Below are 13,524 nucleotides of genomic sequence, written 5' to 3'. Positions count from 1 at the left end.
TTGAATCACTAAAAAATTTACCCTAAGATATAGAATTATGAAAATGATAAAAACAACCTCGCTTATCCTGTTGGTAAGTTCCTTGTTCATTCAGTGTCAAACCAAAGCCCAAGACAAGTGGATGTTAGGCTTTGAAAAACCTCCACAAAATCCAATCATGCAAGCTGATTCCAGTTTTGTTTTCAATTGTTCCATGGAGGAAAAACTGGTGCAATGGCAGAAAGCCGATGTCTTTAATCCTGCAGCCATAGTAAGAAACGATACTGTTTTTGTGCTTTTCCGTGCAGAGGACAATCCTGATGCTATTTTAGGTGGCAGAACTTCTAGAATTGGTCTAGCTTATAGTACGGACGGTATAGCGTTTACGAAATATCCAGAACCTGTTCTTTATCCTTCCAAAGATGACAATTTAAAATATGAATTTCCCGGTGGATGCGAAGACCCGCGAATAGTAGAAAAGGAGGATGGCACCTATGTAATCCTCTATACCAGCTGGAACAAGGATGTAGCCAGACTTTCCAGTGCCACCTCGAAAGACTTAAAAACCTGGACCAAACACGGCCCTGCCTTTGAGGATGCCCATAATGGTAAATTTCTGAACGTTTGGAGCAAATCTGGATCTATTGTCACAGAACTGAAAGATGGTAGAATTATCGCCAAGAAGGTGAATGGGAAATATCTGATGTATTGGGGAGAACTCTTTGTCAATCTGGCACAATCGGATAACCTGGTCGACTGGGAGCCCATGGTGGATGACCAAGGGGAACTTATAAAAGTCTTTGAACCAACCCTTGGAGAATTCGATAGCCACCTTACCGAACCAGGCCCACCAGCTTTATATACAGAGAATGGTATTTTACTGTTGTACAATGGCAAAAACCTTCAAGGAGAGGGAGCTAGTTCCAAAGTAGCCCCTAGCACCTACTGTGGCGGGCAGGTTTTATTTGACAAGAATGACCCTACCAAAATGTTAGATCGTCTGGAAACACCTTTTATATGTCCCGATCTACCACATGAGACTTCTGGGCAATATGCAGCTGGTACTACTTTTATTGAAGGACTGGTCTATTTTAAAGGAAAGTGGTTCCTCTATTATGGGACAGCAGATTCCATGGTTGGTTTGGCCATAAAAGAGAATTAACCTGGTAGCCAAAGGCGCTTATTATATCTGAATAAACATATAAAAGGGCTTCAATTGAAGCCCTTTTTATTTCATATTACCCCTTAAAGACCTTTGAGGTATTTTAAGCTTTTAGGTATTTGATCTATTACTCGGGAAGATTCGTCTTCTATAAATAAATATGGTAAGCCTAGCTTTTTGGCCTCAGCAACAAGGGCCGCAATAGCTACCTCCCCAGTCCCCAATACCACATTTGTATCAACATTGGCAGATCCGGTATTAGCATTTTGTGTACCTTTTGCCATATCCTTTAAGTGCATTAACACAAATTTCTGAGGATACTTCCTTAGCAACTGCAATGGGTCTTCACCAGCGTGCTGCACCCAATAGACATCCATTTCGAATTTGAAATCAACAGCATTTTTAGCCATATAATCAAACAAAGTTCCAGCTTTATAGGGACGAAATTCGTACCCATGTGGGTGATAGGCCAATTGTAATCCATCCCCATCAGCACCTTTCCGGCCGCATTGAATACAGTTACCGCATTTTTGGTTTCTTCTATCCCAAATTTATTGCCGGAATGAGGGATCCATGCACACATCACATAGGTTGCCCCATAGGTTCTGGCACGTTCTACAACAACTTTTGGGTTATCCCTAAGTTCTTCGAAGGATGCCCCTATACTGACAACCTTAAGATTGTTTTTTTTCAATAGGTCTTTAAAATCATCAACGGGCATTCCATAAGAATCACCCCCTTCCACAGATCTTATGCCCCAATCGCTGATCATTTTCAAGGTTCCGGGCACATCTTTCTTAAATTGCTTTCTAAGACTATAGAGTTGTAATCCGATCTCTTGGGCTGCTAATTGGGAAGAATTGAACAATGCGAAAAACAAGAAAAAAAGCCATGAACTAGAGACGATACACTTTTTCATAATTAAATTGACCGTTAATCTTTATGTCAACAAGTTTCCACTCTCATCCCATTCTGCTATATCTCCCCTTTTACTTTGGTCAACGCATTTCGCCAACCAAGCCTCATCATAGGCAACCCCATGTTGTTCAAGAACATCGGCCGGCACCCCATCCCAAACATTGGGCATATTACCTTTGTAGCCAAGATCCTCTATCCCCATTTTTGAAGTATAATAGCCAGTAAGGCTTAAATTACGCATCAATGAGAAAAACTGGATTTCTAAGGGCTGTTCCGCATCTGGGATAGTAATATCCGGGAATGCTATGGTATCCAGAATTTGTTTTTGTTGTTCTGGAGTAGAAGCGATAAATTCTGTATTGAATTCTGTATTGCATTTATGGTCCAACCACATCAACCCACCTCTAAGTGGGGTTTGGAATGGAGGATAATCCTTGGACATGAATTCAATAAAATCTGGGGCTCCCGCATCAGTGGCACTTCCAAATTTATCATTGGCAGGTAATATCACAGCACAGAGCACTTTAATGGTGTTCATTTCATGCTCATTAAAAAATTGTTCTGCATTCAATTCGTCAATGAGTTCCTTTTCTTCGGGTGTTCGTCCAAAATATTTCTCTGCGGACTGAGCTATTGCCTCTTCTGATTCTCGCTCCGTTCCTGGTTGGCATCCAGTAAAGGCCAAGCCACCGGCCACTGATCCAAGAAAGATTGATTTTATACTTTTTCTCCTATCCATAACTTTAGATATTTTGCTTTTTCAATTGTTCTACAATAAAGTCCGAAGTTCGCCATGATAAGGCTAAAATGGTCCAGGTAGGGTTTTTATCCGCCTGGGAAACAAAGGGACCTCCATCCACTATGAATACATTATCTGCGTCATGCAATTGTTGATACTTGTTCACTACAGATGATTTTGGATCATTCCCCATACGGGTAGTTCCCACTTCGTGGATAATCCTTCCTGGTGTTAACAAGCCATAGTCTTGTTCTTTTGATGGTCTGGACTGTAGAGGCTCAGCACCCATATTATGAAACAACTCTTCAAAGGTCTCATTCATATGCTTGGCTTGTTTTCGCTCAAAATCGGACCATTTATAATGGAATCTTAGTACAGGTATCCCAAACTCATCTACTGTAGTGGGATCAATTTCGCAGTAATTGTCCTTCATAGGTATGGATTCTCCTCGGCCTCCAAAGCCTACTACTGACCCGTAATACTTTTGAACATCTGCTCGAAGACTATTTCCATAGCCCCCTACATTTTGATTAAAAAACCTGTTAAAGTCATTTGGATTGAACCCAAATCCATAGCTTGGCATTCCCATACCGCCCCATACTTCTATATGGTACCCACGGGGGAAGTCGAGCTTTTTATTATCGAGCCACCAAGGAGTGTATACATGCATGCCTCCTACCCCATCCTCATTGTATTTTTTGCGGTTCATGAGTCCCGGAACAAAAGCAGACCTACTGGCGCCAGTGGAATCGTGAAGGTACCTACCAACGGTATCCCCACTATTGCCCAAGCCATTGGGATGCTGCTTGCTCTTCGAATTTAGCAGAACCCTTGCACTACTGCAGGCAGAAGCGGCCAACACCACAATTTTTCCCTTTAACCTGTATTCCTTTCTGTCTTCTTTGTTGATATAGGAAACCCCCGTCGCTTTTCCTTCCTCATTAGTGGTCACTTCCCGGACCATACAATTTACAAACAAGTCAATTTGTCCTCCATTCTTTTGAGCAGGAAAAATCAAACAGGTCCCCGCGGAAAAATCGGCATATACAGAACAACCCCTAGAGCATTGTCCACAATAGAAACAAACCCCTCTATCCTTATTAATTTTTTTGGTGAGCATGGACATCCTAGAAGGAATCACAGGAATGTTTGATTTTTTTGCACCATTGATATAAAACAACTCGTGCAGGCGGGGTTTAGGAGCTGGCAGAAAAAAACCATCAGGCTCGTTAGGAATGTTCTCCTTACTACCAAAAACACCTATCAACTTATCTACCTTATCGTAATAAGGTTTCACATCCTCATATCCTATGGGCCAATCATCCCCTAATCCATCATAACTTTTATGTTTAAAATCCCGTTCTCCAAAGCGCAAGGAAATTCTTCCCCAGTGGTTGGTACGCCCTCCCAGCATCTGGGATCGAAACCAATCGAATTTTGTTCCATTTTTTTGGGTATAAGGTTCTCCCTCTATCTCCCATCCTCCGTAGGCACTATCAAATTCCCCGAAAGGCCTCACAGTATTCGCACCCCTGCGTGGAGATTCATAAGGCCATTTTAATTGGGTCTGTTGCTCGGGAGCCGCAGGATCAAAATAAGGTCCAGCTTCCACCACGGCCACTTTAAGTCCGGCTTCAGACAAGACTTTTGTTGCCATGCCCCCTCCAGCACCCGAGCCTACAATGATAACATCATAAACAGTAGATGATTCAATTATTTGCATGTGTAGAATTTAGTTGGTTGATTGTTTTTATAAGAGCATTAAGTTACTCTTTTTATTAAAACAATCAACCACTCAAAACAAAATCAAATGCATGTAATCTTCACAATTAAGCTAAAAAAAGAGAAGTAGTACTTACATAGAAGTCTAAGACTAAATAGAGACGTTACCTTAATGTAAGTGCAAAAGTAGAGATCATCCCGACTATAAATCATCTTAAAATAATTCAAAGTAAAGATTATGATAAGCTAAAACGTATTGAAATTAGTAGTTATTTCCTCTTTTGCTCAATGAACCAATCATAAAGTTCTGGCGTATTGTAGGCTCTTGTCCAAGAATTGTGGCCTACACCTTTGTATCTTGTAAACTTCACATCATAGCCCATTTCTTTGAGTCTAGCTACCATTTGTACCGATTCTGAGAAGGGAATGGACTTATCCTCTTCTCCGTGAAATACCCAAATGGGCATCTTTTTGTCTATCCAAGCGGCATAGGGAACAGGTGTCATTCCACAGACTACTGCCATGGCTGCAAATTTTTCGGGATACTGCACCGCCAATTGCCATGCTGCTCCACCACCCCTACTTAAACCAGTTAAATATATTCTTTTGGCATCTACATTATTATTGGCAACTACAGTATCCAACAGCTGAACCACCGCTTTTGTATTCCACCATTCCTTCTTATGCGGGTTTTGAGGTGCGAGGATCAAGAATGGAAAATCTTTGCCGTCTGCAATAAGTTTTGGCGGACCACTTGATTTAACGCGACCAATACTATCTCCAGAATCGCCACCCCCATGCAAGAACAGGAGCAACGGAAACTTTTCAGAACTTTCGGCCTCATAACCAGGTGGATAATATAAATAGTATTTGAGGTTTTCTATGGTAATAGTTTGCTGCTCGTCTTCAAGTAACTGAGATTGGGCAGCACAACCTTGTAACAGAAACAGTACCATTAGTAGGGTTAGCAATAAAATGGGGCGTAAACTCATTGATTATTAGTTCTCTAAATTTTCGACAAAAGTATTAAATAGATGCTTTGTTTGTAATTAAAAATCATCGGATCATAAACTATTTTTGGTCCATCGAACAATAGCCTATACTTTACTACAGTATTCTATTTCAATGGATTAAATACAAAATGTATCTTTTACCACAAATAATATTCCTGAAGTTTTCTTGTTTCTCCCGCTCTAATTACATTTTTAACTGCATTGGTATAAATACGTTACATTTGGCCAATTAGTTTATAACATTTGTCAACTGCTTAAAAATAGTTTTGTGCTTCTGAATAAAATTAAAATGAATGGCTTTATCATGGCCTTGTTAATAGCTATTCCTGTTGCCTATCTCTTCCCTAATGGATCTGCTATTCTTCATTTAAATGAGGTTACCGATGTAGGTATCGGACTTATCTTTTTCTTTTATGGATTAAAATTATCGATGAGCACTTTTAGAAGTGGCGTACGCAATTATAAATTGCATCTTCTGATCCACCTGAGCACCTTCGTTTTTTTTCCGCTGTTGGTATTGCCGTTCAAGAGCCTAATGGCTGGAGAAACTGCTCAACTTTTATGGGTTGGCATGTTCTTTTTGGCCGTGTTGCCCTCTACAGTATCCTCCTCTGTGGTAATGGTCTCCATTGCAAAGGGAAATATCCCTGCTGCCATTTTCAATGCCAGTCTATCAGGTCTACTAGGGGTGATTTTAACACCGCTCTGGCTGGGACTGGTCATAGATGATGTACAAGGTGTTTCTGTACTAACCGTTATAACGAAATTGCTTCTGCAAATTGTCCTGCCATTGACCTTGGGAATCTTGCTACATCATAAAATAGGTCACTTTGCGGTCAAGAAAAGTACTTTGATTGGATATTTTGACAAAACGGTCATCATTCTTATCGTTTATTCAAGTTTTTGCCTCTCCTTCAATGCCAACCTATTTTCTGGAATGCAAATTGAAGTTCTTTTACTACTGTATGCTGCTATATTGGCCCTTTTCCTTCTGGTAATGCTAGTGGTGCATCTCATTTCTAAAAAATTGGGGTTTTCACTAGAAGATCGTGTTACAGCTTTGTTCTGCGGATCTAAAAAATCTTTGGTTCATGGATCTGTAATGGCAAAAATTATGTTTGGCCATAGCATCAATGCAAGTATCTATATTTTACCGGTCATGATCTATCATATGTCACAGCTTTTGATCATCGCTTTTATAGCGGAGCGTTATGGAAAGCGGAAAGCTATGTTAAGTACCTAAAAGACCAAACAAGAAAAGCTTCCAGTTTCCTGAAAGCTTTCAATTGCATTTGGTTTCTGCTCATGCCAATCTTATGGTCACTTTTGATAGGCCTTGGATGTACGATCAGTACGATGCCATTTCCAATATAGGCAGACCAGTTTAAAATTAATCTGCCAATTCGAGCTCTACCTTTCTGGCATTCTGTTTTACGTCCTTACTGTTCTCTTTCGTTGAAACCCATTTTAGGTTTTTCTCGTATCGTTTGATGTCATTTTGTTCTGTAGGATCCATAACCATTAGATAGATCCACTCATTGTCCAACAGCGTTTTTAGATTTTCATTTCGAGAAAGGATATCCGTTACCCTTGCAATCGGTGCCTGAATGAGGACTGAAAGCCGTAAAGGTTGATGGTACATTTCATCATCGGATTGTCTTAAGGATTGCAGGGGAAGTCCCATTTTAAGATCTCCTCCATTTCCTTGGACAACTCCAAATTTACCTGTGATGTTGTGCGTAATTTTTGAGCCTCCCCCGAATGTATTATTATCTACCGTGGAAAAATAATAGTGATTGTTGATCCATTGTGTAACGACCATAGGTCCCTGCATGATCCCCTCTAAGGCGTTGCCCGTATCATCCATTTCCCAATTGTAGGAATGAAGGAAGCAACGACTGTCAAGATTTTCATTTTTGGTAAGTGTTCTAGGTCCTACGATAAATCCTGCATTTTTTGCGAGACCCCATTCTGGTCTGGTTTCTCCCCAATTGTTCGCTTTGCGTTGGGCTAATGCTATACTATCACTATCCATGCCCAGTCTATCTTGTGTAGCAGTTCTTTGAGCGCTCATCAAATCGGATTTTACTTTTCCTAATTGCTCTTTATGCGTATCCGGAAGCTCAGAATCAAAAATCACAATTTCATCTGTTGTTGTATTGTGCTCTGCTCCCAAGAAAATAGTCGTTTCCGGAATTTCTATCGAGTGATCTAAAGCTAGCGCTGCTCGTACATTGGGCAGATTGGCCAATTTGGCCAACATTCTGGCATTATGCCTACCAGGACTTGCTGCACAAGCGCCGCAATCAAGGCTGGAACCAAAGGGATTATTGGCAGAATGACTCCCATGACCTACAAAAAGCACAAGTGGGGCAAAGTTTTTCCAACCAGTGAGGTCAAAGGCAGATTTGACAATAGCAACTTTTTCTGCCAATGGAATTCCAAAGTGGTTCTCCCCCTTTAGATTGTTACTATCTATTTTTGGTTCGCAAATGGTCTCATGAGAAGATGAATTGTTCTTTTTGATCCTATAGGAATACCCTGGCATAATTGTCCTCATCAGTAATGACAAGCCATAATAGAATCCTGATCCCTCTACAAAACCAAAGGCCGAAGGAAGCATATTCTTCATTCGCTTCAAAAAATATTCTGCAAACTGTTCAATTTCATTTTTCCTTTCATAAGCCAATTTCTCCTTAGCCTTTGTAGCTTGGGGCATTTCACTAACGGTATAGGCTGAAGAGACTATAGGGGGACAAGACTTACGTGTTAATCCGTCATTTAAATCCTCATAATCCATGGCTATTCCAAAAAATCCGGCATATCCATAAGTTTCATAATTACCTTTAGATTCCACATGTCTTCTAATTAGTTCCGATCTGGTATCAATACAAAAAACCATTTGAGCATCTGGCAAAGATTCTGGCTTTTGACTTGTTGTAGCAATAATAGAATCCTTTTTCAGGGTATGGATAAGTTGATTTTGCCAGGTCCTTTCCCAGGCCTTCAACCAAACATATTGCAGTTTTGCAATGGTCTTATCTGTGCCGTCTTGCTCCTTTTCAGGGAGAATCGGACTGTTAATGTGATGGGCGATCCATAAACGAACGGCCAAATAATCTTCCAAATGAATTGGATAAAACTGCTGCCATTGCGAATTGGAGGTACTCCTATAGTTGATATATCCAGTCCAGCCCGGTAGGGCGGCCAAATGGAAGGTGAAAATATTGAGGTAATCCTTTTCTGGAATATTCTTTAGAATATGCTGTAAGGCCTCAGAGGGGGTCTTCGGTATTTGTTGGATATCTTTTATGGAAACCTCACTATCGTATTTCGCGAGCTTTCGCCAAGCCTTATAAAAACCATCTTCCTTATTTGGCATTTCCCATTCTGCATTACCCTCATCCATAAAGGAGGAGAGCCACTTAGCCATGATCCTATCCAAATCGTGACTACTGTTTTTCTCTTCAGTCCGGTTTTGGGATTCCATTTGCTCTAAATAAAATTCAGGCGACTTTGATAATCCGTTTTCATTTAGGAGGGTAGCTAATTCTTCTTTTCCTATCTCACCCAGTTGGTAAGCTTTGCGATATAAGGACGCCTCAATGAACATATCTGCGTTTAAATTCCCTTTGGCTATGTCCACAGCATCCGCGAAGGGCAACTTCTCATATCCCGACAATGGATTGGAGGTTACAAAAGAATATAAGGGCCATGTTTTTCCAATAACTTTGGATGCTTCATCGATACTTTTGAGAATGTGTTCTTGGTTCATTAGGAATTAGATTTATACATTAATATGGACTTCTTATGGGGTTGGGACAGGTTTAGTAATTTTACATAAAGCCAAGGGAAATCTCGATAAATACCCAGTTTCATAATAAAAAAACCAATCAAGAAAACGGACCCAAAAACAATCTGTATAATGGAAAGAGGCATAGGTACGGCGACCATGGGCATATCTGCCATCACAATGCTTACCCCATTGTAGAACAGAGCATAAACACCAATACCCATTAGAAAAATGACCGGCGGTAAAAATATTTTCTGCACAAGGGATAGACTTTTTTGTTTGACTATGTTATAAGTTGCCTGTCCTGCGGTAATAGCTACAATCAGGGTTAGAAAAATACCACTGTCCAAATTCATTCCTTTTCCCGTTAGTAAAGTAAATAGAAAAGCTCCCAGTATTCCAAATAAGAGTACACCAATGGCTTGCAAAGGACTTATCCTTATCTGTGGTGGTCTTTCCGGTTTAGAATGCGCTATCTCTTCCCCTGAGGATAGAAACAAATAAGCCTTATAAAATCCGTGAAGTATAAGGTGAACGACCGCTGCATTAAAAAAGCCCAGTCCACATTGCATGATCATAAACCCCATTTGAGCTATTGTTGAGCAGGCCAATTTTTGCTTAACATTCACTTGAAGAAGCTTGGTGAATTGTGCTATTATGGCGGTCAGACCACCAATAATTAGAAGTATGTTCAATGTGTTTGAAGCGAATATCAAGGTAGAAAATAAGGCCAATAGGATTCCTGCCCCGTTTACAAAACCAGCATGCATTAATGCCGAAGCAGGCGTTGGTGAAGTCATTGCCGAAAGCAACCAGCGGTGAAAAGGATAGATTGCCGATTGGACTATGGCTGCCAAAATTATACATGTCGCAGCGATAAGGACAATATAAAACGGTATGACTTCCAGTGAGTTCATAAGACCGCTAATCGTATACGAACCACTATAAAAGGCCAACAAAAGGACTCCAGCGCCTAGAAAAAATGTGCCGGTTAAAAAATAGCGCTGTGTGAATCTTGAAGCCTCACGCGCCTCTCCCCAGCCTGTATCAATTCCAATTAATCGGGACATAAAAAATCCCATTAAAAACCAAGTAAGAAGAAGTAATGCAACATGATTTGACATAATGAAAAACATCACCGAAAAAGTAAAACCTAAACATAATAGGTTAAATCTGAAGTGATATTTAAAACCATGTAGATAATTACTTGCATAAGTGGCAACAAGTGCGCTAAAGAAGGTTACCGTTGTCCAGATTAAAATGGTAAAACCATTGATCTTTAACATATCTCCGTAATACCATTCCGCAATATTGGGGAAATAATAAAGCAGGTAAGACAGATTGCCTGCAAACAATAACCAAAGCAAGTATGGGATTATTCTTGAGTGGGAAAAGTAAAGTGATTTATTCTCTGGAGTGTTACTATTTTGTATGGTGTTTTCCTGTAAAGGGTTTTCAAGAATCATTTTTAGCTTTTTAATGATTTTTATAATTATTAAAGACTTTTGTAGTAGTTAAAACAGCTTTAGATGGGCATCTGAATTATAGAGAACCCATTTTAATCGTTTGTCATAGAGGAACAGTTTCCTGATTATCTACAAGGATAATTTCAACAGTACCGTTGATCTCCAATTTCAAACCTTTTTTATGCGCATGCAAGACCAATTGTTCTACAATTTTCTTGTTTTCCCTTAATTTCATAATCCTATTTTCAGAGCTGCCATCAGAATTCTCTTGCTCCTGACGAAGGTTCAAAGCTTTCACCGAATGAAATTTTATTTTGTCATTCAAGAGCGATAAGAGCACATCTGCGGCCTCTGCCGGACTGAATAAGCCCTTTATGAAGGATAGGTTCTGTTTCATCTAGGCAAATTATTATCAATCTGCTTTGAATTATCTTCGATTGATTGATGTAGATCTTCCCTAATTTTTACAAGAAATACAATACTTAAAATGAAGCTACTGATTAAAATGCGATCCAGAAATATGGAATCATTAACATAACAGAATGTTACAAAGAGTGCAAGCACGACCATGCCCGCTATTGATAATAAGGTAGATTTTGATAATTGCATATCGATTAATTTAGATTTTAATTTTTGTACAAGTAAATAGATCTTCAATGTTTCTTTTTGGAGTTCCCAAATTCTGGAACCAAACTAGCCAAGTGCCAGTTAATCAGCGGGAGTAATTTCTAGTGTACCGTTGATCTTTAGGTTTTTCCCTAGAACTTCCATATTGGCAATTATTTCTATGAGATTTTCCTTTTCGCTTTCAAGTTCATTGATGTGACGGTCTAGTTGCTCTGAATTAAACGAGTTGTCTTTTTCCCAACGTTGGAGCCTTTGTAATTTGTGAAAATTAATTTTTTCATTGATCAATGAAACCATTACATCGCTGGCCTCAGATGGTGTAAAAACACCTTTAACCAATTGAATTGTTTGTTTTCCCTTTTGAATCATCTTTAATTCTTTTGTTTCCATATTGTTCTTTTTTATGAGATATGATTAGTTCATAACCTCGTTTCAAAGGCAAAGGTCACACTTTTAATACATTAATTTTTATTTATATTTATTATAAAATACATTAATATTTTTTATGAGTAGTTTTTTTGTTTAAAATGAAGGTGGTCAAAGAAACAGATTCAATTCCCAATTTTGAGATTGCCCCATCTATGGCCTGGAACAAAAAAATACCGCCGTTCGGATACCGTTTTTATAAGAAAATAAGAGGGCGACGGTTCATTGAGAAGGAAAAATACACAGCTTAAAAAAAGCTATTTTTACACTTTTGAAACGCGTGATTTTTTCGCTGACAATTGAATTGAAAACTTAAAGAAAATTCTGTTGGGTGGAGTTTAGTAAGTCCTTTACGGAGTATTCTCCGTAAAGAGATGAGTAAATAACTAAGTGGTCACGAGTAACTTTAGGATTGATGGGCTATCAGGAAAACCCTGATAAAAGTCACCCTCAATTACTATCAATAGTATTAGCAAGATGACTGGCATGTATTCTAATTCTTCATGTTTATTTTTAGCATTACTACAGCCCACTATTACTAAGACTAGGACTTCGATGAGTAATTTATTCCCCATTGTTTAAAATTGAATCTCTAACATGGGCTAACGAAAATGAAGAATCTAACTCTATAATTGAAACAATCCTTTGTATCTATTGGTGTATGGTCTAATATCGGGACAGTTAATAATTATTCCATTAGTACTTCAATTACCTTTTCCACCTACTTAAATGTGATACAGAAATTCATTTATTAAGTAATTAATGGAATTGAAATGATTGGAAAATTCCACATCATAGGTTACATACTAATACAGACTGCGCACCCTTCTAAGATTAGTCGAATCAAAAAGCACTCCCACCTTATTCTCTTATCATTTAATGCTAAACCTTTCCAGAATTAGTGCTTAATTCATGTGAAAAAATCACAAAAATCTACCATATTTTAAAATTTATATAGTGTCTACTTCTCTAAAATACAGCAAGGAAAATGACATAATACTAAAATGAAATTAGCAACTAATTGAATAGCATTATTATCGCTTGAAGCTCAATGAGTATAATAAATAGAAGATTTAAAGTCCCGCCTTTATGCTATCACGAACCTTAATTAGCCTAACAATAATGGGATGATCGCTATCAGCGCTCTCACTTAATCGTTCTATCTCTTTGTTCAGGTCAACTACTAGAGCCTCTCTACTATCCCTCTTTATGCTATCACGAAACTTAATTAGCCTGACAATGATGGGATGATTGCTGTCAGCGCTCTTACTCAATCGCTCTATCTCTTTGTTCAGGTCAGCTACAAGAGCCTCCGTACTATCCCTCTTTATGCTATCACGAACTTTAATTAGTCCGACAGTGTTGGGATGATTGATGTCAGCGCTCTCACTCAATCGCTCTATGTCTTTGTTCTGGTCAACTACAAGAGCCCCTATACCATCCCTCCTTGCTTCAAGGTTAGATGTATCTGAATTGCCTACTCTTTCTCCACAACTTGCGAGGATAACCAAAAAGAAAAATATCAATGTTACTCTCATAATATTTATTTTCATTTATGAATGTACTTATATTAATTAATAAAAGCAAAGAGGAGTAGTAAGGTCATATCCTACTTACGGAAAAGTGGATTTCTAAAGTACCCCACCTTAATAATCCAGAAATCAAAGTGTACTATTCTG

At 38.9% G+C, this 13,524-nt stretch carries 12 protein-coding genes; 2 read left to right on the top strand and 10 right to left on the bottom strand.

The features are described 5' to 3' along the window. Positions 1-37 precede the first annotated feature (37 nt). The gene (locus tag SB49_RS02230) at positions 38-1,141 is read left to right on the top strand and encodes a glycoside hydrolase family 130 protein (protein WP_235537817.1); all 1,104 of its coding nucleotides are present in this window, start codon (positions 38-40) and stop codon (positions 1,139-1,141) included. Between the two features lie 83 nt (positions 1,142-1,224). Here the strand turns inward: SB49_RS02230 and SB49_RS16165 are convergent, their stop codons facing one another. The 5 genes from SB49_RS16165 to SB49_RS02210 form a co-directional block, all read right to left on the bottom strand. After that, on the bottom strand, positions 1,225-1,425 hold the full coding sequence (locus SB49_RS16165; protein WP_235537815.1) for a hypothetical protein: 201 nt from the start codon (positions 1,423-1,425) through the stop codon (positions 1,225-1,227). 41 nt (positions 1,426-1,466) lie between these two features. Further along, positions 1,467-2,060, bottom strand: a complete 594-nt coding sequence (locus SB49_RS02225; protein ID WP_235537814.1) for a hypothetical protein — start codon at positions 2,058-2,060, stop codon at positions 1,467-1,469. Positions 2,061-2,081: 21 nt separating this feature from the next. Then, a complete protein-coding gene (locus SB49_RS02220; protein ID WP_062053438.1) occupies positions 2,082-2,798 on the bottom strand; it encodes a gluconate 2-dehydrogenase subunit 3 family protein in 717 nt (238 codons plus the stop codon). Positions 2,799-2,802: 4 nt separating this feature from the next. After that, entirely contained in the window at positions 2,803-4,521 is a 1,719-nt protein-coding gene (locus tag SB49_RS02215) for a GMC family oxidoreductase (RefSeq protein WP_062053436.1), read from the bottom strand. 268 nt (positions 4,522-4,789) lie between these two features. After that, on the bottom strand, positions 4,790-5,476 hold the full coding sequence (locus tag SB49_RS02210; protein WP_062058766.1) for a dienelactone hydrolase family protein: 687 nt from the start codon (positions 5,474-5,476) through the stop codon (positions 4,790-4,792). Positions 5,477-5,801: 325 nt separating this feature from the next. On the opposite strand from SB49_RS02210, the gene SB49_RS02205 reads away from it, so the two are divergent. Next, entirely contained in the window at positions 5,802-6,776 is a 975-nt protein-coding gene (locus SB49_RS02205) for a bile acid:sodium symporter family protein (RefSeq protein ID WP_235537812.1), read from the top strand. A 147-nt stretch (positions 6,777-6,923) separates the two neighbouring features. On the opposite strand, the gene SB49_RS02200 is transcribed toward SB49_RS02205, so the two are convergent. From SB49_RS02200 to SB49_RS02170, 5 genes are all read right to left on the bottom strand, one after another. After that, entirely contained in the window at positions 6,924-9,308 is a 2,385-nt protein-coding gene (locus tag SB49_RS02200; protein ID WP_062053434.1) for a DUF2309 domain-containing protein, read from the bottom strand. After that, positions 9,308-10,792 carry a proton-conducting transporter transmembrane domain-containing protein gene (locus SB49_RS02195; RefSeq protein ID WP_062053432.1) on the bottom strand — a complete coding sequence of 495 codons (1,485 nt, stop codon included), beginning with the start codon at positions 10,790-10,792 and terminating at the stop codon, positions 9,308-9,310. Before SB49_RS02195 ends, SB49_RS02200 begins: the two co-directional genes overlap by 1 nt. A gap of 103 nt (positions 10,793-10,895) precedes the next feature. Further along, a complete protein-coding gene (locus SB49_RS02190) occupies positions 10,896-11,189 on the bottom strand; it encodes a hypothetical protein (protein WP_062053430.1) in 294 nt (97 codons plus the stop codon). Positions 11,190-11,500: 311 nt separating this feature from the next. Further along, positions 11,501-11,809, bottom strand: coding sequence for a hypothetical protein (locus tag SB49_RS02180; RefSeq protein WP_062053426.1), 309 nt, complete (start codon positions 11,807-11,809; stop codon positions 11,501-11,503). Between the two features lie 1,109 nt (positions 11,810-12,918). Beyond that, positions 12,919-13,398, bottom strand: a complete 480-nt coding sequence (locus SB49_RS02170) for a hypothetical protein (protein WP_062053422.1) — start codon at positions 13,396-13,398, stop codon at positions 12,919-12,921. Positions 13,399-13,524: the final 126 nt, after the last annotated feature.

Source organism: Sediminicola sp. YIK13, assembly GCF_001430825.1.
Taxonomy (GTDB): Bacteria; Bacteroidota; Bacteroidia; order Flavobacteriales; family Flavobacteriaceae; genus Sediminicola.
The sequence above is the reverse complement of the archived record's forward strand: the minus strand, read 5'-3'. Positions and strand labels throughout refer to the sequence as shown.